General features: G+C 61.9%; 18 protein-coding genes. 12 read left to right on the forward strand and 6 right to left on the reverse strand.

Annotated features, from left to right (window positions below):
- Nucleotides 1–111 precede the first annotated feature (111 nt).
- The 7 genes from ACQ4MS_RS18445 (at nt 112) to ACQ4MS_RS18475 (ending at nt 6770) form a co-directional block, all read left to right on the forward strand.
- Nucleotides 112–1062, forward strand: coding sequence for a Bug family tripartite tricarboxylate transporter substrate binding protein (locus ACQ4MS_RS18445; protein WP_431099620.1), 951 nt, complete (start codon nt 112–114; stop codon nt 1060–1062).
- A gap of 250 nt (nt 1063–1312) precedes the next feature.
- Nucleotides 1313–1936 (forward strand): TetR/AcrR family transcriptional regulator, encoded by a 624-nt coding sequence (locus tag ACQ4MS_RS18450; protein ID WP_431096067.1) that lies wholly within the window; start codon nt 1313–1315, stop codon nt 1934–1936.
- A gap of 48 nt (nt 1937–1984) precedes the next feature.
- Nucleotides 1985–2608 carry an isochorismatase family protein gene (locus ACQ4MS_RS18455; RefSeq protein ID WP_431096068.1) on the forward strand — a complete coding sequence of 208 codons (624 nt, stop codon included), beginning with the start codon at nt 1985–1987 and terminating at the stop codon, nt 2606–2608.
- The gene (locus tag ACQ4MS_RS18460) at nt 2605–2973 is read left to right on the forward strand and encodes an energy transducer TonB (protein WP_431096069.1); all 369 of its coding nucleotides are present in this window, start codon (nt 2605–2607) and stop codon (nt 2971–2973) included. The genes ACQ4MS_RS18455 and ACQ4MS_RS18460 overlap by 4 nt, the downstream gene beginning before the upstream one ends.
- Nucleotides 2974–3100: 127 nt before the next feature.
- Nucleotides 3101–3604, forward strand: coding sequence for a DUF1772 domain-containing protein (locus ACQ4MS_RS18465; protein ID WP_431096070.1), 504 nt, complete (start codon nt 3101–3103; stop codon nt 3602–3604).
- 239 nt (nt 3605–3843) lie between these two features.
- Nucleotides 3844–4821 carry an MDR family oxidoreductase gene (locus tag ACQ4MS_RS18470; protein ID WP_431096071.1) on the forward strand — a complete coding sequence of 326 codons (978 nt, stop codon included), beginning with the start codon at nt 3844–3846 and terminating at the stop codon, nt 4819–4821.
- Between the two features lie 35 nt (nt 4822–4856).
- Nucleotides 4857–6770: a propionate--CoA ligase gene (locus ACQ4MS_RS18475; RefSeq protein WP_431096072.1), complete on the forward strand. Its 1914-nt coding sequence runs from the start codon at nt 4857–4859 to the stop codon at nt 6768–6770.
- A gap of 21 nt (nt 6771–6791) precedes the next feature.
- Here the strand turns inward: ACQ4MS_RS18475 and ACQ4MS_RS18480 are convergent, their stop codons facing one another.
- Together ACQ4MS_RS18480 and ACQ4MS_RS18485 are read right to left on the reverse strand one after the other, a co-directional pair.
- Nucleotides 6792–7178 carry a hypothetical protein gene (locus ACQ4MS_RS18480; protein ID WP_431096073.1) on the reverse strand — a complete coding sequence of 129 codons (387 nt, stop codon included), beginning with the start codon at nt 7176–7178 and terminating at the stop codon, nt 6792–6794.
- Nucleotides 7179–7180: 2 nt separating this feature from the next.
- Nucleotides 7181–7729 (reverse strand): hypothetical protein, encoded by a 549-nt coding sequence (locus ACQ4MS_RS18485; protein ID WP_431096074.1) that lies wholly within the window; start codon nt 7727–7729, stop codon nt 7181–7183.
- A 277-nt stretch (nt 7730–8006) separates the two neighbouring features.
- On the opposite strand from ACQ4MS_RS18485, the gene ACQ4MS_RS18490 reads away from it, so the two are divergent.
- From ACQ4MS_RS18490 to ACQ4MS_RS18505, 4 genes are all read left to right on the forward strand, one after another.
- Entirely contained in the window at nt 8007–8423 is a 417-nt protein-coding gene (locus ACQ4MS_RS18490; protein WP_431096076.1) for a hypothetical protein, read from the forward strand.
- A 344-nt stretch (nt 8424–8767) separates the two neighbouring features.
- Nucleotides 8768–9232 carry a (2Fe-2S)-binding protein gene (locus tag ACQ4MS_RS18495; RefSeq protein ID WP_431096078.1) on the forward strand — a complete coding sequence of 155 codons (465 nt, stop codon included), beginning with the start codon at nt 8768–8770 and terminating at the stop codon, nt 9230–9232.
- A gap of 11 nt (nt 9233–9243) precedes the next feature.
- A complete protein-coding gene (locus tag ACQ4MS_RS18500) occupies nt 9244–11394 on the forward strand; it encodes a molybdopterin cofactor-binding domain-containing protein (protein WP_431096080.1) in 2151 nt (716 codons plus the stop codon).
- Between the two features lie 63 nt (nt 11395–11457).
- Nucleotides 11458–12501 (forward strand): XdhC family protein, encoded by a 1044-nt coding sequence (locus tag ACQ4MS_RS18505; RefSeq protein ID WP_431096081.1) that lies wholly within the window; start codon nt 11458–11460, stop codon nt 12499–12501.
- Nucleotides 12502–12735: 234 nt separating this feature from the next.
- Here ACQ4MS_RS18505 and ACQ4MS_RS18510 read toward each other — a convergent pair whose 3' ends face one another.
- Nucleotides 12736–14883: a tetratricopeptide repeat protein gene (locus tag ACQ4MS_RS18510; protein ID WP_431096083.1), complete on the reverse strand. Its 2148-nt coding sequence runs from the start codon at nt 14881–14883 to the stop codon at nt 12736–12738.
- A gap of 51 nt (nt 14884–14934) precedes the next feature.
- Between ACQ4MS_RS18510 and ACQ4MS_RS18515 the strand changes: the two genes are divergently transcribed.
- Nucleotides 14935–15945: a glycosyltransferase gene (locus ACQ4MS_RS18515; RefSeq protein WP_431096085.1), complete on the forward strand. Its 1011-nt coding sequence runs from the start codon at nt 14935–14937 to the stop codon at nt 15943–15945.
- A 9-nt stretch (nt 15946–15954) separates the two neighbouring features.
- On the opposite strand, the gene ACQ4MS_RS18520 is transcribed toward ACQ4MS_RS18515, so the two are convergent.
- The 3 genes from ACQ4MS_RS18520 to ACQ4MS_RS18530 all read right to left on the reverse strand — a co-directional run bounded on the left by ACQ4MS_RS18520 (nt 15955) and on the right by ACQ4MS_RS18530 (nt 20109).
- A complete protein-coding gene (locus tag ACQ4MS_RS18520) occupies nt 15955–17295 on the reverse strand; it encodes a FecR family protein (protein WP_431096087.1) in 1341 nt (446 codons plus the stop codon).
- Between the two features lie 64 nt (nt 17296–17359).
- Nucleotides 17360–18793 (reverse strand): FecR family protein, encoded by a 1434-nt coding sequence (locus ACQ4MS_RS18525; protein ID WP_431096088.1) that lies wholly within the window; start codon nt 18791–18793, stop codon nt 17360–17362.
- 38 nt (nt 18794–18831) lie between these two features.
- Nucleotides 18832–20109, reverse strand: a complete 1278-nt coding sequence (locus tag ACQ4MS_RS18530; protein ID WP_431096090.1) for a surface lipoprotein assembly modifier — start codon at nt 20107–20109, stop codon at nt 18832–18834.
- Between the last annotated feature and the right edge of the window lie 144 nt (nt 20110–20253).

Consider the following 20253-nt stretch of genomic DNA (forward strand, 5'->3'; position numbering starts at 1 on the left):
AGACGGGGCCCACCACGTCGACGCCTACGCACATCACAACATCAGGAGACAAACATGAAAAACCCCATCGGAAAATCCATCCATAGCCGCATCCGGCCTGTCCTGCTCGGCATGTCCGCGCTGTGGGCCATCGCACCCTTCGCCGTGCCAGTCGCGGCACAAGCACAGGGCTTTCCTGAAAAGCCCATCACCTTTGTCGTGCCGTTTGCGGCCGGCAGCGCAACTGATCAACTGGCGCGTGCCCTCGGCCAGGCCGTGACCAACGACACCAAGGTCAGCGTGGTGGTCGACAACAAGCCCGGCGCCAACAGCTTCATTGGTGCCCAGGCGGCCGCCAAGGCGAAGCCTGACGGCTACACCGTGTTCATCACCACCAACACCACTCAGTCGGCCAACGAGCACCTGTTCAAAAAACTGCCTTACGACCCAGTCAAGGACTTCGCGCCGCTGACCGCGCTGGGCCGCGGCGGCCAGATCATGGTGGTCAACCCCGCCTTGCCGGTCAACAGCGTGGCCGAGTTCATCGCCTTGGCCAAATCGAAACCCGGCAAGCTGTCTTTCGGCAGCGGCAGTTCGTCCAGCCGGGTAGCGGGTGAGCAGTTCAAGCAGATGACGGGCACCTATATCCTGAACATTCCGTACAAAAGCAACCCGCCCGCGGTGACGGATCTGCTGGGCGGCCAGATCGACATGATGATCACCGACATGGCGACCGGCCTGCCGCAGGTCAAAGCCGGCAAGCTCAAGGCGCTGGGTGTGTCCACCCGACAGCGTTCACCGCTGGCGCCCGAGGTACCGACCATCGACGAGGCCGGCGTCAAGGGATATGAAATGACGTACTGGTTTGCTGCGTACGCACCGGCCGGCACGCCCGCCGACGTGGCGGCAAAGCTCAGCGATATGCTGGTCAAGGCGGCCCGCAGCCCTTCGGCTGCGCCGTTTTACCAGGCCAGCGGTATCGAGATATTCACCAGCAACCCGGAAGAGCTGCGCAAGTTCCAGGCGGCGGAAACGCTGAAATGGGGAAAGATCATCAAGGCTGCGGGGATCGAGCCTGAATAAGAACCAAGGCTGGCCTGAAATGAAATTGGCCCCTGGCCCTTTGTAAACGGGCGCGAGAAGCTATCAAATGAATAGCGGATCAGGCCCACCGGCCCGGTTTGGCCTGTGCGGTAACGAAGGGTGGAACATTCGCGGTGCGTTTTCAGGCGCCATCCAGAAAATTTAAACAGCGTTCAATTTTTAGAACAAGTGTTAATTTTCACCGGAAACGGCATGCTGGACGAGCGGTTTTCACGCCTATATTCAGGCGATGCAAACCCGAATCGACCGCCAGCAAGCCCAGAGTGATTTACGCCGGACACTGATGCTGGACGCCGCGCGGTCGGTCTTTGAGCGCCTGGGCATTGACGGTGCGAGCATCCGTGAGATCGCCAAAGAAGCAGGCTACACCGCTGGGGCCATCTATTCCTATTTTGAAAACAAGGAAGCCATTTACGGCGCCTTGCTTGCCGAGTGCCTGGAGCGTCTTAATGGCGTGGTGGCGTCTGCGGGGGATGAGCGCGCCGGTCCGGCCGAGGTGCTGGAAGCCAAGGCCAGCGCCTGGTTCGGGGCTTTTTCAACCAATCCGCGCGACCTGGATCTGGGTTTTTATCTCATGCAGGGCATGCGCCCGCGCGGGCTGGGCACCGAGCTGAACCAGCGGCTCAATGACCGCCTTCACGACGCCTTGCGGCCCTGTGAAACCGCCTTGCGGGCCATGGGTTTGAACGCCGAAGACGCATTGCGCGAAAATACGGCTTTGTTCGCGCATGGCATGGGCTTGCTGCTTCTCCAACATACCGGTCGTATCCGCATGTTCGGGCAGGACGCCACGCTGCTGTTCGATGCTTATGTGATCGGCCTGGTGGAGCGCCTGCAACGCAGCCCGGCCTGATCTTCCCCAGAACTTTTCTGGAACTCTCCCAGAATCCCAGGACCCCAGATGCTGCTTGACGCCGACGACTCCCAACTTGTGCTGGTCGACTACCAGACCCGACTGATGCCCTCCATATTTGAGGGCAACCTGGTCATGGCCAACGCCGTGAAGCTCGCCCGTATCGCCAAACTGCTGGATGTACCGGTATGGGGCACGGAAGAAAATCCGGACAGCCTGGGTGCCACGGTGCCCGAGATACACGCCGCCATCCAGGCCGCTGGCGGCAAGACGATGGACAAGATGTTTTTCAGCGCTGTGGCCGACGGCCTGGGCGACCTGCTGCGCCCTCCCGTGCGCAAGGCACCGGCAGGCGGCAACGCCCGCAGCCTGCCCAAACATTTGCAAAAAGCGGCGCCCGAGCCGGAAGAGGGCAGAAGCACCATCGTCATCGCCGGCTGCGAAGCCCATGTCTGCCTGATGCAGACCGCACTGGATTTGCTGGAAGAAGAGTTTGAGGTCTGGGTCGTGACCGACGCCTGCAGTTCACGCAGCGAGCGCAACCGCGATGCCGCCTTTGACCGCCTGGCCGGCAATGGCGCGGAACTGGTGACCACCGAGATGGTGGCGTTTGAGTGGCTGCGCACGGCTGAGCATGAGGCCTTCAAGGATGTGCTGGGCTTGGTCAAATGAAATGGGCCGGCTTGCAGCCCGGTCACGCCATGCGCGTACTTTGGCTTGTTCTTTTGACGCTTGTCGCGGGCTGCGCGTCCGCGGATGAAGTGGTGCAGTTCGCGAGCCCGGCAAGCTCGCCCGGCCCTGTATACCCGTCACTCTCCAAGCGTCTTGGGGAAGAGGGCAGCGTGATGTTGCGGGTGCGGGTGCTGGCCAGCGGTGACGCGGGCGAGGTGCAGCTTCACAAAAGTTCAGGCTTTGAAAGGCTGGACGCGGCCGCGGTTACAGCCGTGAAGCAATTCAAATTCAACCCCGCACGAACCCGTTCGGGGCAAGCGGTGGATTCGTGGGTAACCGTACCTCTCCAATACGTCTTGAAGTGAGCGATTCATTTACCTGCTGAAACCAGTACGTGCAAAGCCAGCTGGTTGAGTTCCTCGCGGCAGGGTTGCCGCAGGGTTTGGGCCGCATTACAGTAGGCAGCTCCCTACGACCTCCAGTGAGAGACGTATGCTGCCTGCCGACACCTTTCTGTTCGCGCTGACCTTTCTCACAGCTCTTGGCTGTGCGCTTGTCGCCGGCATCTTCCTGGCGTTTTCCAGCTTCGTGATGAAGGCCCTGGTGAGCATCAGTCCGCCGTCGGGCATTGCCGCCATGCAAGCGATCAACGTGGTGGTGATCAACCCGGGGTTCCTGGGACTGTTTATGGGCACCGCGCTGGCGTGCGCCCTGCTGCTGGTCTACGCCGTGGTGCATTGGCATGCCGCTGGCGCACTTTGCCTGGTGGCGGGAAGCCTGTTTTATATCCTGGGCACTTTCGGCGTCACCATGGTGTGCAACGTGCCGCGCAATAACGCGCTGGCGCGGCTTGATCCTGCTAGCGCGGAAGCGGCGGATTTTTGGCGCGGCTATGCCTCCAGCTGGACGATGTGGAACCACGTGCGAACGGCCGCGGCGCTGGTGGCTGCGGCGCTGTTGGTTTGGGCGTTGATCCAGCTTCAGGCTCCGCGGTAGCAGTCGATCGGTGTCCTGAAAGGAGGGCAGTTCCTGTAGCTGCCCTCCGTTTTGCTATTAATTTAATAGCTAGTTACCCAAGTAATCATAGGGCTAGAGGCTGATTTGGTGCCTGAAATTCAGGTCAAAGACCTCTCGTCAGCCAGCTGAAAGCCCATTATCCATAATTAAGAATTCAGTTTTCCTGCCTTTACCCGTTTTCGGCCCGGCGCTGGCCATCCCTATTTACGGAGACAACTGTGTTCAAGTCCCTTCAACTGAGCAAGTCAGACGCCGGTTTCTCGGCCGCCATCACCGACACTGATGAGGCGCAGCTACCTGCTGGCGACGTGCTGGCGCAGGTCGAATACTCCACCCTCAATTACAAAGACGGCCTGGCCATTACCAATAAGGGGCCGGTCGTGCGCAGCTGGCCCATGGTGGCCGGCATTGACGGCGCGGGCACGGTGATCGAATCGACCCACCCCGGCTGGAAGGCCGGTGATCGCTTTGTGCACAACGGCTGGGGCCTGGGTGAAACGCGCTGGGGCCTGATGGCCGAGCGGGCGCGCCTGCAGGGCGACTGGCTGGTGAAGCTGCCGGCAGCCTTCACCACCCGCCAGGCCATGGCAATTGGCACGGCCGGCTACACCGCCATGCTGAGCGTGCTGGCGCTGGAGCAACATGGCGTGAAGCCTGGCGACGGCGAGGTGCTGGTGACGGGTGCGACCGGTGGGGTGGGCAGCGTGGCCGTCGCCTTGCTGGGCAAGCTGGGCTATACCGTGGTGGCCGCCACCGGCAAGGCCAGTGAGGAAGCCTATTTGAAGCAACTCGGCGCCAGCAGCGTGATCGACCGGGCTGAGCTGGCTGCCCCAGGCAAGCCGCTGCAAAAAGAACGATGGGCGGGCGTGGTGGATGCCGTTGGTTCGCACACGCTGACCAATGCCTGCGCGCAAACGCGTTACGGCGGCGTGGTCACAGCCTGCGGGCTGGCGCAGGGCGCTGATTTTCCCGCGACAGTGATGCCGTTTATCCTGCGCGGCGTGACCCTGGCGAGCATCGACAGCGTGATGGCGCCGCTGGCCAAACGCCAGCAGGCCTGGGACCGGTTGGCAAAAGACCTGGACGCTGCGAAGCTCGAGGCCATGGTGGAAGAGATTCCGATGGAGAAAGCGGCAGAAAAAGCCACCGACTTGATGTCGGGCAAGGTGCGCGGCCGCATTGTTGTCAAAATCTGAGCACGGCCTAAAAAAAGTAAAAACGGAGATGAGACATGACAAGCTACGCAGACTTCTATCGCCAATCCATCGACAATCCCGACGCATTCTGGACCGAGCAAGCCAAACTGATCGACTGGCACAAGCCTTTCACCCGCGTCTGCAATGACGACAAACCGCCGTTTGCCCAGTGGTTTGAGGGCGGGCAGACAAACTTGTGCCACAACGCGGTAGACCGGCACCTGAAAGACCGGCCAGACCAGCCCGCGCTGATTTACGTCTCCAGCGAAACCGGTATTGAAAAAACCTACACCTTCACCGAGCTGCACGCCGAAGTGCAGCGCATGGCCGCCAGCCTGCTGGCCATGGGTGTCGTCAAGGGCGACCGCGTGCTGATCTACATGCCCATGATTGCCGAGGCCGCCTTTGCCATGCTGGCCTGCGCACGCATAGGCGCCATCCACTGCGTGGTGTTTGGCGGCTTTGCCAGCGGCTCGCTTGCTTCACGCATTGACGACGCCATGCCCCGCGTCATCATCAGTGCCGACGCCGGTTCGCGTGGCGGCAAGGTGGTGGCGTACAAGCCCTTGCTCGACGAAGCCATCCGCCTGGCCAAACACCAGCCCGAAGCCGTGCTGTTGGTTGACCGGGGCTTGGCGCCCATGCCCATCGTGGCCGGGCGCGATTTGCATTGGGAGACCTTGCGCGCCAAGTACATGCACGCGCTGGTGCATTGCGTGTGGCTGGACTCCGCCGCCATCAGCTACACCATCTACACCAGCGGCACCACCGGCAAACCCAAGGGCGTGCAGCGCGACACCGGCGGCTACGCCGTAGCGCTGGCCGCCAGCATGAAACACATCTTTGACGGCCGCGCCGGCGAAACCTATTTTTCGACCAGCGACATCGGCTGGGTCGTCGGCCACAGCTACATCATCTACGGCCCGCTGATCGCCGGCATGGCGACCATCATGTATGAGGGCCTGCCCACGCAGGGCATGGACCAGCAGCCCAACGGCGCCATCTGGTGGAGCCTGGTCGAGAAATACAAGGTCACGGGTATGTTCAGCGCACCCACGGCCGTGCGTGTGCTCAAAAAGCAGGATCCGGCTCTGCTGAAAAAACACGACCTCTCCAGCCTGCGCGCCTTCTTTCTGGCCGGCGAGCCGCTCGATGAACCTACTGCACGCTGGATCAGCGAAGGCTTGAACGTGCCTATCATCGACAACTACTGGCAGACTGAATCCGGCTGGCCCATCATCACCATCGCCAACGGCGTCGAAAAGAAGCCCAGCAAGTTCGGCAGCCCCGGCGTGCCCATGTACGGCTACAAGGTCAAGATCCTGCACGAATCCACCGGCGAAGAACTGACCCAGCCTAATGAAAAAGGCGTGGTCGTTATCGAAGGCCCAACGCCGCCCGGCTTTATGCAAACCATCTGGAAGGATGACGCCCGCTTCGTCAACACCTACTGGAAGAGCGTTCCCGGCAAGATGGTCTACAGCACCTTCGACTGGAGCATTCGCGACGAAGACGGTTACTACTTCATCCTCGGCCGCACCGACGACGTGATCAACGTGGCCGGCCACCGCCTGGGCACGCGCGAGATCGAAGAAAGCATTTCAGGCCATGCCGGCGTTGCGGAGGTGGCGGTGATCGGCGTGGCGGACCAGCTCAAAGGCCAGGTTGCCATGGCGTTTGCTGTGCCCAAGGATTCGAGCGTCCTGACCGACAAGGCGGCAGCCATGAAGCTGGAAGGCGAGATCATGAAACGCGTGGATGGCGACCTGGGCGCCGTCGCCCGCCCATCGCGCGTGCACTTTGTCTCAGCCCTGCCCAAGACCCGCAGCGGCAAGATGCTGCGCCGCGCGATTCAGGCGGTGTGTGAGGGCCGGGACCCGGGGGATTTGACGACGATGGATGACCCTGCGGCGCTGCAGCAGATTCGGGATCGGGTGGCTATTGCCTGATCCCGCAGGCTTGAACTTTCATCATTGAATATTTGATGGCATTCGAGCTGTGTCCTTGTTGAGCATGGCGTACAGAGCCCACAAACCCAGTAACTGCGCCGCGCTGATCAACAACTTGAGCTCGGCCGGAGCATAGCCGCCGCCATAGGGAATGGCGGAAAGAATCATGGCAACAGGTGCCAAGATGAGAAAAACCACCAGCAGCCGATAAGAATACTTTGCCTGACGGGAGTCGGGTTGCGGGCGAAATATGCCGCTGGCGATTCCCGCCCTGAGGGCCATGATGGCGAGGAGCATTGATACGGCGAATTTCAACGCTTGCGCGGCTCCTGCGGGTACCCTGAAGGTGACCTGCCAGCTTATCCCCAACAATTGAATGACGTCCCATAGCGGAAACAGCAGATACATGACTAAGGCGACGGCAATCGTGGTTCGGAATGTGTGTTGCGCGGGCAAAGCCTCTGGTTTTGCTGTCTCTTCGGCCGGGACGGTGTTGGCCCATTGCGGGTGAGGACTCGGCTCCGGACTGCGGCGCAACACCTGGTAGAGGATATGACCGCGCAGACCTTGAAGACCAGCGCCACCATTAGCTTGTATGGAAGGAGTTTGACGCCCAATCTGTAGTCGTTGATGGGCATCAGCCACAGTGCCTGCGCCAAAACATAGCTGCCAATGGCCAGCATCAAGACCGGCGTGAAATGCTGGGATGCCTGGGCATCTGGCGGCGTGACTACCCGGATGACATGCAGGGCGATCCCAAAGCAAACAGCCAATACCGCAAGAAAGCGAAGGTGTAAACCATGCAACTGGACTGCCGCCCAACCGTGCGATCCCCATGAGCGATTGCCTGTGCGCATCGCGTTGATTTCCTCCCAGGGCCACCAATGGAGGGCAAATTCCGCCAGCAGAATCGCCAGCAGAAGGACAGGTATGTGGCGGAAGAACAATTGACGGGGCATAGGTTGATTTTATGGACAGAAGCGTGGAACGGCCGGATCGCAGAATCAGCAGTCCGATTCCAGGGACCATCAAGTCGATGGGTCATTCGCGGGCAGGGATCCGGGAGATGTGACGACCATAGACGACCCGGCGGCGCTGCAGCAGATTCGGGATCGGTTGGCGGGCTAGGGCCAATAGGGCATAGTCTGCTTTTCGTCAGCTTCACGGGTGAATTTCGGTGGCAGCAGACGGTAGATAGCAACAATCGTTCGTTCAACGCATTAGAGGGCTTAAGGGATGAAAATTTACAAGACTATCGGATCGCTATTGCTCATTGCGTCTTCTGCTGCTTCGCAAGCTCAAAATGACAAATGGCACACAGACGTTCATAGGTGCCCAAATCATTCCCATTGGTTGCTGGTCAGCTGGACGGATGGCGTTGCGGGCGGTGAAGTGAAAAACCGCATAGTTCTTAATAGTGTTGTTGATATCGGCAAGATCATTGGCCCCCAGTGGAAGGTTATTGCTCGCACCTGCACCAGCAATGGGTTCTCCTTCGACACTCGCGCAGCAAGCGACGCAAAACGGTCACGCCAGATTGAGATCAGGCTGTTGACACCCGAGAAAGACAAATTTGAAGTTTGGTACAAAGACAAAGAGCCACTGTCGTTCTCGTACAAACGCTGGCCAATAGACAAGCAGATGACGCTTTGACACGGTCTGCGCGCCGTCAGACTGTCTTGCAGTGCCCAACGCCTGATGACATTCAATGTCGCCAACCGGTCAGGTGTCGACGGCATTCAACAAGAGACGCAAGGAAAAGGGGCCTCCTCTAAGTAGTGGAGTCAAATGAACTAATCGGCAATGTCTCATCTTGAGAAAAAGTGTTGAGACTTTGTTTCAGCCACGGGTTTCTACCCAGATACCTCCCAATGCCCAGTCGTAGCATGACCTGCACAAGGCCTTCGGGTAGTAGCTGACGCTTGGGGGCCTGCCAGATTCTGCTATTACAACGAGTAAAGCAGCGACCAAAGCAGTGACTAAAAAGGGGACCCCACATGACAACAAAACTCAACGTGAACGGCAAGGCCGTTTCCGTCAACGCTGAACCTGACACCCCTCTCTTGTGGGTGATACGCGATGAGCTGGGCATGACCGGCACGAAGTTTGGTTGCGGCGCTGCGTTGTGCGGCGCGTGCACCGTGCACCTCAATGGCAAGCCGGTGCGGTCGTGTCAGACGCCTCTGTCTGCAGCTGCCGGCCAGAAGGTGGCGACGATTGAAAGCCTTTCACGCAACAACACGCACCCGCTGCAGGTGGCGTGGATCAAGCATGACGTACCGCAATGCGGGTACTGCCAGTCGGGCCAGCTGATGAGTGCGGCGGCATTGCTCACGGGCAACAAGAACCCGAGCGACGCGGACATTGACGCGGCGATGAGTGGCAACATCTGCCGCTGCGGCACCTACCCGCGCATCAAGGCGGCGATCAAGGATGCAGCTTCCACCCTGCGTAAAGCTTGAGGAGAACGATCATGACTATCACTTCACTGGTTTCTCCCAATCGTCGTACTTTCCTTAAGACATCGTCTGCTCTGACGGTTGCCGGCGGCGGGCTGATGCTGGGCGTCTCGCTGGGTGTGCCTTCGGCCGCGCAGGCGGCGGGCACGCTCTACACGCCCAATGCCTGGGTGCACATCGCTGACGACAACACCATCACGCTGCTGTCGGCGCGTTCAGAGATGGGGCAGGGCGTGTACACCTCGATGCCAATGTTGATTGCCGAAGAGCTGAATGTGGATTTGCGCAAGATCAAGGTGGCGATTGCGCCTCCGGGCAAGGTCTATACCAACGCGCTGCTGGGTGCGCAGATCACGGGCGGCTCGACCTCGGTGCGTGACGGCTGGGAGAAACTGCGCATCGCGGGCGCACAGGTGCGGACCATGCTGGTCTCTGCGGCGGCGGCCAAATGGAATGTGGATGCCTCGAAGCTCAAGGCCGAGAACGGCATGGTCATCGGGCCGAACGGCAAGAAGGCGACTTACGGTTCATTGGCCGAAGCGGCTTCCAAGCTGCCGGTGCCGGAAAAAGTGGCGCTGAAAGACCCGAAAGATTTCACCGTGATCGGCAAACCCACCAAGCGGCTGGACACGCCGATGAAGGTCAACGGCACGGCCGAGTTCGGCATTGACGTGAAGCTGCCGGGCATGGTTTACGCCAGCCTGCAGCAATGCCCGGTGATTGGCGGCAAAGTCACCAGCTTCGATGCGGCCAAGGCCAAAGCCATGCCGGGTGTGATTGACGTGGTGCAGATTCCCGACGGCGTGGCCGTGGTGGCCGACAGCTACTGGCATGCCTACAAGGCGCGGCAGGCGCTGACGGTGCAGTGGGACGAAGGCCCGGTCGCGGCCATCAGCAATGCCAGCATGCTGGACGGCATCCGCAAGGCGGCCGACAGTGGCAAAGTGATCGCCATCGTGCCGGCCAAGGGCGATGCCACCGGCGCGATGAAGGGCGCGGCCAAAACATTGAAGGCCGAGTACGTGTCGCCGCTGCTGGCGCACGCCACGCTGGAGCCGATGAACTTTACGGCCGACTACAAGAACGGCAAGATACTGCTGATAGGCCCTACGCAATTTCAGCAGGGTGCAGAGGGTAGTGTGGCGGCGGCGCTGGGCCTCAAGCCTGAAGACATCACGCTGAAAACCACTTTTCTGGGCGGCGGCTTTGGCCGGCGGCTGGAGCTGGACTTCATCGTGCAGGCGGCCCAAATCTCCAAGGCCGTGGGCAAGCCGGTCAAGCTGATCTGGAGCCGCGAGGACGATACCACGCACGACTTCTACCGGCCCATGGCGGTCAACCAGCTCTCGGCCGGGCTGGGTGCCGACGGCAAGCCGGTGGCGCTTAACTTCAAGGTGACCTCGCAGTCGATCACGCAGCGCGCCTTTGGCCTGCCCAAGGACACGCTGGACCCTTTCATGGCCGAAGCCGGGGTGATGCCATACGACATCCCGAACTCGCAGTACGACCTGGTGATTCATGACAGCGGGCTGCGCGTAGGCTACTGGCGCTCGGTGAGCCATGCGCTCAATGCCTTTGCCAACGAGAGCTTTGTCGATGAGATGGCGCTGGCCGCTGGCAAGGACCCGTATGCCTACCGGATGTCGCTGCTTGAGAAGCAGCCGCGCTTTGCCAATGTGCTGAAGATGGCGGCCGACAAGGCCGGCTGGGGCACGCCGCCGCCGGCAGGCCGCAGCCGCGGCATCGCGCTGATGGAGGGCTACGACACCTACATGGCACAGGTGGCCGAGGTGTCGGTGAAGGACAACCAGGTCACGGTGCACAAGATCACGACGGTGGCTGACCTTGGCCGCATGGTGAACCCCGACACGGTGCAGGCGCAGATCCAGTCAAGCATTGTGTTTGGCCTTTCAGCCGCATTGAACAACCAGATCACGCTGGACAAAGGCCGGGTGCAGCAAACCAATTTTGGCGACTACCCGGTGCTGCGCATGCATGAATCGCCGGTGATGGACATCACGCTGGTGCCGAGCACCGAGAAGCCCGGCGGGATTGGCGAGCCGGCCACGGCGCTGGTGGCGCCCGCAGTGGCCAATGCGGTGTTTGCCGCCACCGGCAAGCGGGTGCGTACGCTGCCCTTGAATGACAACCTGGCCAAAGCCTGATGCTGCAAAGGGTTGGCGCCGGGACTGAGGCGGGAATGGCCATGGACTGCTAGCATCTGGCGCATGGACAACATAGACTTGGAAGTTCTGAAGACCTCATCGCAGTGGCTGGCTGCGGGCCTGCGCTGCGAGCTGGTCACTGTGCTTAAAACCTGGGGCTCCAGCCCGCGGCCTGAGGGCTCCATGCTCGCCATCTGCGAAGACGGCCGGGTCGTGGGCTCGGTGTCGGGCGGCTGCATTGAAGACGACATGATTGACCGGGCACGCCGCGAGGGCCTGAACCAGGCGCAACCGGCCATCGTCACTTATGGCGTTTCAGCCGACGAGGCACGTCGCTTTGGCCTGCCTTGCGGCGGCACCATCGAGCTGGCCATTGAGCCTTTGACGAAGGACAGCCGCATCGATGAACTGCTGCAGCGCCTGCAGGCTGGCGAGCTGGTGGCGCGCCGGCTTGATCTGCATACGGGCGCCGTCACGCTGAGCGCGGCGCAGCCGAGCCAGGGCATGCAGGTGTCAGAGGCAGCGTTGGTTACCTTGCATGGCCCGCGCTGGCGCTTGTTGATCATTGGGGCCGGGCAGCTGTCGCGCTTTGTGGCGCAGATTGCCCAAGGCATGGATTACGCCGTGACGGTGTGCGACCCGCGTGAGGAATACCGTGACAGCTGGCAGGTCGATGGCGTGGAGCTGGCCACCGGCATGCCCGACGACGTGGTGCAGGCCATGAAGCTGGACACCCGCTGCGCGGTGATTGCGCTCACGCACGATCCCAAGCTCGACGACCTGGCGTTGATGGAGGCTTTGCGCTCTGAGGCGTTTTATGTGGGGGCCATCGGCTCCCGCCTGAACAACCAGCGCCGCCGCGAACGGCTGGCGGAGCACTTCGACATGACGCCTGAAGAGCTGAGCAAGCTGCACGGCCCGATCGGGCTTTATATCGGCAGCAAGACGCCGTCCGAGATTGCGATTTCCATCCTGGCTGAACTGACGGCGGTGAAGAACAAGGTGGCTTTGCCGCGTGCTGTGGGCATCGCCGAAGCCAAGGCGCAGGCCGGCTTGCAGCCTACGGGTGAGGTGTGTGCGCTGCCGACAGTGCCAGGCGCGGCCTGAGGTGACCTGACCGTGCACCGGTTTGAGCTTGCGAATGGAATGGCGGGCTATGCGGGCGCTGCCGGCCCTCACCCCAGCCCTCTCCCAGAGGGAGAGGGAGAAAAAACATTCTGTGCCATATATAAGAACTCTTGCTCCCTCTCCCTCTGGGAGAGGGCTGGGGTGAGGGTTTCGGCATAAAAAGTGCCTAAAGCCAAGGCGCCGCCTTGGCTTATAGCTCCTGAATTGATAGCCCTACGGGTTCAATTTACCGGCAAATGAGGGCACGTCAAAGGCCGCAGGCGCCAGCCCTGCGCGAGTACGCTCAGCCATCGTGGCCCATGCCGCTTCCCATTCCCGCACACGTGCCGCCAGGTCAAACAGCGGCGCGCTGGCTTTTTCGGCCAGCACGTGTTGCCTCAGTTGCTGCAGTGCTTGCGGGTTGCGCCCCAGGCGCGCAGCCTCCGCCACATAAGCAGCCGGGCTTTGTGTCACGCATTGCGGCAACCCTGCCGCCCGGAGCATGCTGCCGCCCAGGCGCGAGGCCATGCTGTCGCCCGAACAGGTGATGGCCGGAACGCCCAGGCGCAAGGCGTCTTCCAGGCCCTGGTTGGCGTTAAAGCGCAGGGTGTCGAGGAACAGGTCCGCATGCTTCATGCAGGCCAGCAACTGGGCGCGTGAAAGGCGGTGGGCAAACAGCAGGCGGCTTTCGTGGACGCCTGCGGCGTTGGCTTCGCGTACCAGGTTGGCGGCAATAGGCGGGCTGTACGCCGGCAGCCAAAGCACTGCGTCGGGCAGCGAGCGCAGGATCTTCATCCAGGCGGCGAAGCTCTCCGGGTCCAGCATCACTGAGGGCACCACCGAGCACAGCACCAGGGTATTGGCCGGCAGGCCGGCTTGCTCGCGGCTGTCCCAGCCATCTTCGGGCGTTTCGTCGTGCGTTGCCAGCCAGCAGGTGTGCGGCAGGCGGACAACTGCGCCATAGGGCGCAAGGTCCAGCCCGTCGGGGTGTACAAAGCGGTCGGACATGTTGTAGTCGCAAGGCCGCGGCGGGTTGTGGCGGTGCCAGGTGAGCTGGCGAATCTGCACCGGCGCGACGCGCAACTCGGGTATTTCAGGCCGGCACCAAGCGGTGTCGAAGGTCATGTCGACAAACACGTCCAAGTGGTCCAGGCGCATGCGGCCGGCGGCTTCCGCGTCCGACATGTGGGCGATCTCGGTGACGCTGGCGGCATGCGGCTTGAGCATTTCGCCGTGCTCGAGTTCGGGATGCCGCGTGGGTGAATAGATGTGGATCGCAAAGCGGCCGCCGTCGTGCAGCGCGAGCTGGCGTTTGAGTGCATGGGCGTGGCGTTCGTCGCGCAGGCTTTGCACGGCCATGCCGATCTGGATGCGTTCGTCGCGCCGGCCCACCGGCGTGGCGCGTCGCGCGAAGGGAGGTAAGGCTGCTTTCAGGTCGTCGCTGATCTTGGCCACTGAGACACGGCGCATCTGCGCAAGCTCGTCTTCGTCCATGTCCAGCATGAGCCCGTAGAACTGGGCGTCGCGCCAGTCGCGGCGCTGGCCGGTGTGCAGGGCTTCATCGAGCGCCTGCCGCAGCGTGGCCGTGAGCCGTTCGTTGTCCCGCCAGTCGCAAACCGTCATGGCCTCGAAGGCCTGGCCGCAATAAAGCTGCCGGGCGTCGGGCAGCTCGCCTTGCTGCAGGCGCAGCTTGTGGTCGAGGTAGGCCGGCGCGATGGCGCGACCCAGGAATTCGCGGAAGTAGCTCAGCGTGGCGGGGTCGAAGCGCAGGCTGGCTTCGCGGGATTTTTCGAAGTCACCGTTAAAGGCCAGCACGGCCGCGCCGCGTATGCGGATGTCGAGGTCGTCCGGGAAGCGCAGGGCCGCCGCTTCAAGCACGGCAAGCGCTTCGGCATAGCGCCTGGCGCCGCAAAGGTAGTCGCTGAGGTTGACGTGATAAGGCGCGTGGCCCGGGTCCTGCGCCAGACATTTGCGGGCGCACTCCAGCGCGGACTCCCACCGGCCCTGCGCCGCGGCCATCAGCCCGACGTTGTTGAGGGCGCGGGCGTGGTGGGGGTCCAAGGTCAGTGCGCGCTGGTAGGCCATGCCGGCGCGGGCCAGGTCACCGCAGCTTTCGGCCGCGATGGCCAGGTTGGCCGCGCCGTCGGCTGATTCCAGCAACAAGGCTTCTACCGACAACAGCACCTTGTACGCCGCTACCGGCCTGGAGAGCGCGGAAAGCAGGGTGGCGCAGGCCGAGGCGGCGTTGACGTCGCCGGGCGCCAGCGCCAGGGCCTGCTCAAAGGCAATCAGGGCCTGCTCGAGCCGGCGCTCGGCATGCAGCTGGGCGCCGCGCAGCATCCAGCCTTGGCCGTCTTCGGGAGCACTCGGGATGTTGTGCATAGCCCCGGATTATGTGGCAGCGGCGCGTATCACAGGGATAATCGGCGCAGCATGAATGCTCCCTCCGTACAGCCTTCCACCTTGCACCTGCTCGGGCGTTTCAGCGAGGCCTTTACCGGCGCGGAACGCGAACTGCTGGACATACGGCGCCTGCTGGAAGGCCGGCGGCCGGTGAAGCTCTGGTCCGATGTGCCGCCGCATCCCAGCTATGCGGGGCAGGGCATCGCGACCATTCAGCCCTTTGCGCAGCAATTCCCCAAGGGCGGCACCCTGCTGATCGCCGGTGTGCACCTGCGGCCCGGCATCTGGCTGAAGTACGCCAGGTTCGAGCAGGTCATCCTCTTTTACAACCTGGCCAACCATGGCCAGCTGTTCGGCGCGATTGAAGCCCTACGTGACAGCACCGGCGTTGACCCGGAACTGGTGTTCGTCTCGAAGATGCTGCAGTTCAGCGTGGGCTTGCCCGGCCGCATCGCGCGCAGCCTGATGGACCTGCAGCCCTTCCTCGCGGTGGCGGATGAACGCTTCACACAAGCCGCGGGCCGGCCTTTCACCGTGGGCCGCGTCAGTCGCGACGCGCCGGACAAGCACCACCCGGAAGACCCGGCGCTGTACCGCCTGCTGGCTAGCCGCGGCCTGCGGGTGCGCATCATGGGCGGCACCTGCCTAGCGGCTGCGCTGCAAGGTGTGGAGGGGGTTGAGTTGCTGCCGGCCGGCGTTGAAAGCGCGGCCGATTTTTACGGCTCGCTCGATGCGTTCTTCTACCGCACCGGCGCTTCCACGGAAGCCTACGGTCGGGTCGTGGTGGAGGCCATGGCGGCCGGCCTGCCGGTGGTGGCGCATGTGCGCGGTGGTTATGCCGAGGTGCTGGAGGCCGGGGTGTCGGGCTTGCTCATCGAATCGCAGGAAGAGGCTTACGACGCGGTGATGCGCCTGGCGGCCGACCCCGGCTTGTGCCGGCGCATAGGCGAGGCGGGGAGGCTGCAGGCGCTTGCCGTGCATGGCCCCGAAGCTACGCGGCGCGAAATGGATTTTTACCTCCGGCCCGCGGTGGCGGCGTAGGCTGGGCGTTCAGGGCGCCTGGAAGATCGCCGTGCCGGAGTACGAGCCGGCCGGCGATATCGAACCGGTGTAGATCAGGCCGGCGCGGTTGGCATTCGGACCTGTAAAGATACCCTTGACCTGGCTGCCGGCAAAGCTCGAACTGGAGAAATAAACGAGCTCACCCACGGTGCCGAACGAGGTGACGATGTTCACGTTAAGGTGAGGGCCCAGCACCTGGGCCGGGTCAAAGTTGACTGAGAAGGTGGCGCTGGTCAGCGTTCCGCTGGTGCCGGTGTAGGTGGTAGGCGCCGAACCGCCGATCAGGGTGTAGCTGGCGACGCCTACGGTGGTAGGTAGCACCGGTGTGGCCTGGCCCACAATGTAGTGGAGCTGGGCGAGGGCGGTGGCGCCGTTCTTGGTGCCGGTGGCCCAGTTGCCCCAGCCGATGAAGTCGCTGGTAGCGACGGAGCCGAACGAACCCGCCGCCGTGTTGATGGTGGGCTTGAAGGTGAAGCCGGAGGCTTCGACTTCGGTGACTTTGCCGGCATCCAGCACGACGGACAGGGAGGCAATCGGGCCGGTAAAAGAACCATTCGGGTCAGAGGTGACCGGCGGCAGGTGGTAGTGGACGACGGCCGTCATGTCGGTGAAAGTGCCGGTTTCGCCGGTCCCAGTCGATGTCGCGGATTTATCAGTGACGATTAGCGCTGCGCCTTTTTCATTGACTTTTTCAACCACAACGCGCTCAGTTTCGACAGGCGGTGTTGGCATGCTCGTCCGCACATTGGTGCGCGTGGGAGGATTGGTGTTGTTGATCACACGCACGGATTCGCCTGCCGTCAGGCCAACGCAGCCGCCTGCATTACAGACCTCGATGGCATCCAGTTCCGTGGTCACACTCAACGAACCGTCGGGGTTGTAGCCCGCGGTAAAGCCGGATCCGCGAATGCCGATGGTTGCCGTGGTGGTGGTGACCTTGTAGTTGTCGCGGTTGCGCTTGCCGATCAGGCCGGTGATGGCCCGCATGCTGCCGCGCAACAAGTCCACCAGGAAGCGGTCTTCTTTGGGGTCGGCCTTGTCAACGTAACTGGCTACCTTGAATTCGGTATTGGGTTGCAAGGAAACCAGACCGCCATCGGTGAAGCGGACCTGGGCGCGGCCGCTGCTGCCCGTCACGATGGCCTGGCCGCTCTCGATATCCTTGCCTTTGGTCAGAGGTGCCGTGCCACCATCGGCGCGGCGGATGTTGACATCGCCAGCGATGAACTGGGCTACGCCCGCGGAATTTGCCGCTGAGGCCTGCAGCGGATAAATGGCGGCCAGCGCCATGGCCAGAACGGTATGTTGGAGCTTGTAATGCGAGGTCATGGTGATTTCTCCGGGTGAATCTTGCGCACTGGCAGGCATGGGGAGCTATAGGTGGTGGGCCTGCTCACTGGGGCGGCCTTACGACGAGGTTGATCTGCTGGAAAACGGCCGCGCCGGAAACCTGGCCGGCGCTGGGACCTGGGCCGGTCACTGAGGGCGCGCTGTAAACCAGCGCAGCGCGGCTGGCATTGCTTCCGGTGAAAAAGCCGGTGACATTTGTGCCCGAAGTGCTGGTGATTTTCGAGTTGTTGATGTCCAGGTTAGCGCTGGTGCTGTAGTCGTTGCCGCCGAAGCGCGTGGTGAGGTCGAGGTTGCCGTAGCCCTGGCCAGGGCTGTAGGCGCCGAAGTTGGCGGTCAGCGAACCGCTGACGAGCTGGCCCGCGCCCAGTGTGCTGGAGATGGCGGTGCCGCCGGCCAGCTGGTAAGTTCCCTGCATGTTGTCGGCCGGCATCTGGGCCAGTGGCGTCGGCCGGCCCATCACAAAGTGAACGGATTCAATCGCAGTGGGCGAGCCCGCCACGAACTTTTGTCCCGTCACCCAACTGCCCCAGCCGACGAAGTCGGGATCGGATGGTGCGCCCAGCGCGCCTTTTTCCATCGCGGTGAGGCTGGGCGTGCTGCGGAACTGCGTCTGGACGCCGCGGCTGTCGAGGCTATCGAAGTCGATTGGTTTTCCGCTGAGGAAACTGGTCAGCACGGCAGTTCCGGCCTCAGGGTAGTAGCTTTCGACTACCGAGTTGGTCGTCGAGCTGTCGGTGAATGCAACTGCCGCGGCCAGGTCGGTGAACACTTGTTTGACGGGGGTTGTGGCGGTCTGGAGAATGGCGGCCGTGCCTTCGGATGTGGTTTGGTTGCCCGCCACGGCCGCCTCCTGGGTGGGCGGCGGCGTCGGCACATTGGCCCGCACATTGGTACGCACAGGCACTTCGGCGCTGTTGATCACCCGCACCGACTCGCCGGCTGTCAGGCCCACGCAGCCGCCGGCATTGCAGACTTCGATGGCGTCCAGCTCGGTCGTAATGCCCAGTGAGCCGTCGGGGTTGTATCCCACGCTGAAGCCGGAGCCGCGTATGCCTATGGTGGCTGTGGTGGTGATGACTTTGTAGTTTTCGCGATTGCGCTTGCCGATCAGGCCGGTGATGGCCCGCATGCTGCCGCGCAGCAGGTCGACCAGGAAACGGTCCCGCTTGGGGTCGGCCTCGTCGACATAGTTGGCAATCTTGAACTCGGTATTGGGCTGCAGCGAAACCTGGCCGCCATCGGAAAAACGCACCTGGGCGCGACCGGCATTGCCCGTCAGTATGGATTCGCCGCTTTCAAGCGGCTTGCCTTTGGCCAGGGCCTCGGTCTTTCCATTTGCGCGCAACACGTTGACGTCGCCGGCGATGAACTGGGCAATGCCGGCCGAGCCCGCGGCGAAGGATTGCCCGGGAAAGGCTACCGCAATCACGACCGACAGGGCGGCGCGTTTGAGGTGAAGTTCCCGGATGGTTTTCATGAGGCGGTTGATACGGGCGTTTCAGTCAAGCTGCAGGTTCAGAAGTCGCGGCGCACTGTCACTGAGAACATGCTCCGGTTGTAGTCGGATATGGCTACATTGGATTTCACCGAGGTCAGGGTCAGCTGGGGCGTGACACGCCACAGTTTGAAGGGAATCCAGTTAAGTCCCAGATTCAAACCCCACTGCCTGTCTTGCCGGGTGACGAGGAACAGCGGATCGGAGCCGCCATACTTGCGGTCTTCATAATTCAGGCTGCCAAAAAACGCCAGATCATCCCGTACCGGTTTTTGCATGCCCAGGCGGATGCCAAACAATTTGTGCCCGAGGTGCGGAACTCTGCTGGCGCGCTCTTTTTCATGTCCGGTATAACCCCCAGCAAATACCACGAGGCCGTCGCGGAATGCATGGGCATAAGACGCGCCTACAACGGTACGGTCCGAGTCACGAAGCGACTGGCCAGGGTAGGTCAGCTCGCCCCACTGGACGTAAGTGCTCCACTGGCGAAAGCCGTCGATACGATAAGTCCACTCGCCGACCAGTCCTTGCTGGTCACGCGCCCGGGATCCCGAAACGCCATAGGTTCCGGCTTGGGCCACACCGGTGAATTCATGCTTTTCGTACCGGTAGCTGGCGCCAGCGTTGACGTCGACCTGCATTGTATTGAAGTCGTTGTATTTGGCGTTGATACGCGAGCTGCCATAGGCATTACCGATCAGTGACCAGCGGGAATTAACGACGTAACGGGCTGACAGGCCACCGCCCAAAGTGGCAAACGCGTCTTTTGTTTCTACGCCAGCAGGTGCCAGCGTGAAAACCAGCCCGCCGAATGCTGGAACCGCCACACTGGAGTTGCCGGGCCCACTGTTGATGTTGGTGTCATACCCGATACTGGCTTCCAGAAACGGTTTGACGGACGAACGCGCGGCTTCTTCGGTCCGGTCTATCGCCTGCAGGAACTGGTCGATGGTGGCGGCTGCTTCAGCCGGAATGTTGTCCTGCTTGGTCTCCATCAATACCTGCCGGGAGGCCTTGTTGTCTCCTACAGAGAAGAGCGCCCGGCCAAGTTCCGCGCGCGCCCGCGAATTGCTGGGCTGCACGGCCAGTACGCGCTCCAGTGCAAACACTGCCCGGGTGAACTGGCCGGTTTCATTCGCGGCAATACCGAGGACGGTGTCGAAGTCGGGATCGCCTGCGCGTGCGGTTTCCTGGGGCTCAAGCAGATCGAACGCCTTCTGCGCCTGACTCTGATCAAGCAGCGTGCGTGCCTCACTGACCAGCGCATCGACTTCCGCGTGCGCGGCGGAGACCATCATGACGGCAAGGAGGAGGCCTGAGCTTTTGGAGATAAAGTTTTGTTTTGAAAACATAGGTATGGGTTTATTAAGAATCCCAGAGTAACAACCCGTAAGTAACAAAAGTTTTATATCACGCTGGGGGGTCTTTCAACGCTTTATTAC

Origin of the sequence: Polaromonas aquatica, assembly GCF_050626995.1 — a bacterium.
Classification (GTDB): Bacteria; Pseudomonadota; Gammaproteobacteria; order Burkholderiales; family Burkholderiaceae_C; genus Polaromonas; species Polaromonas aquatica_A.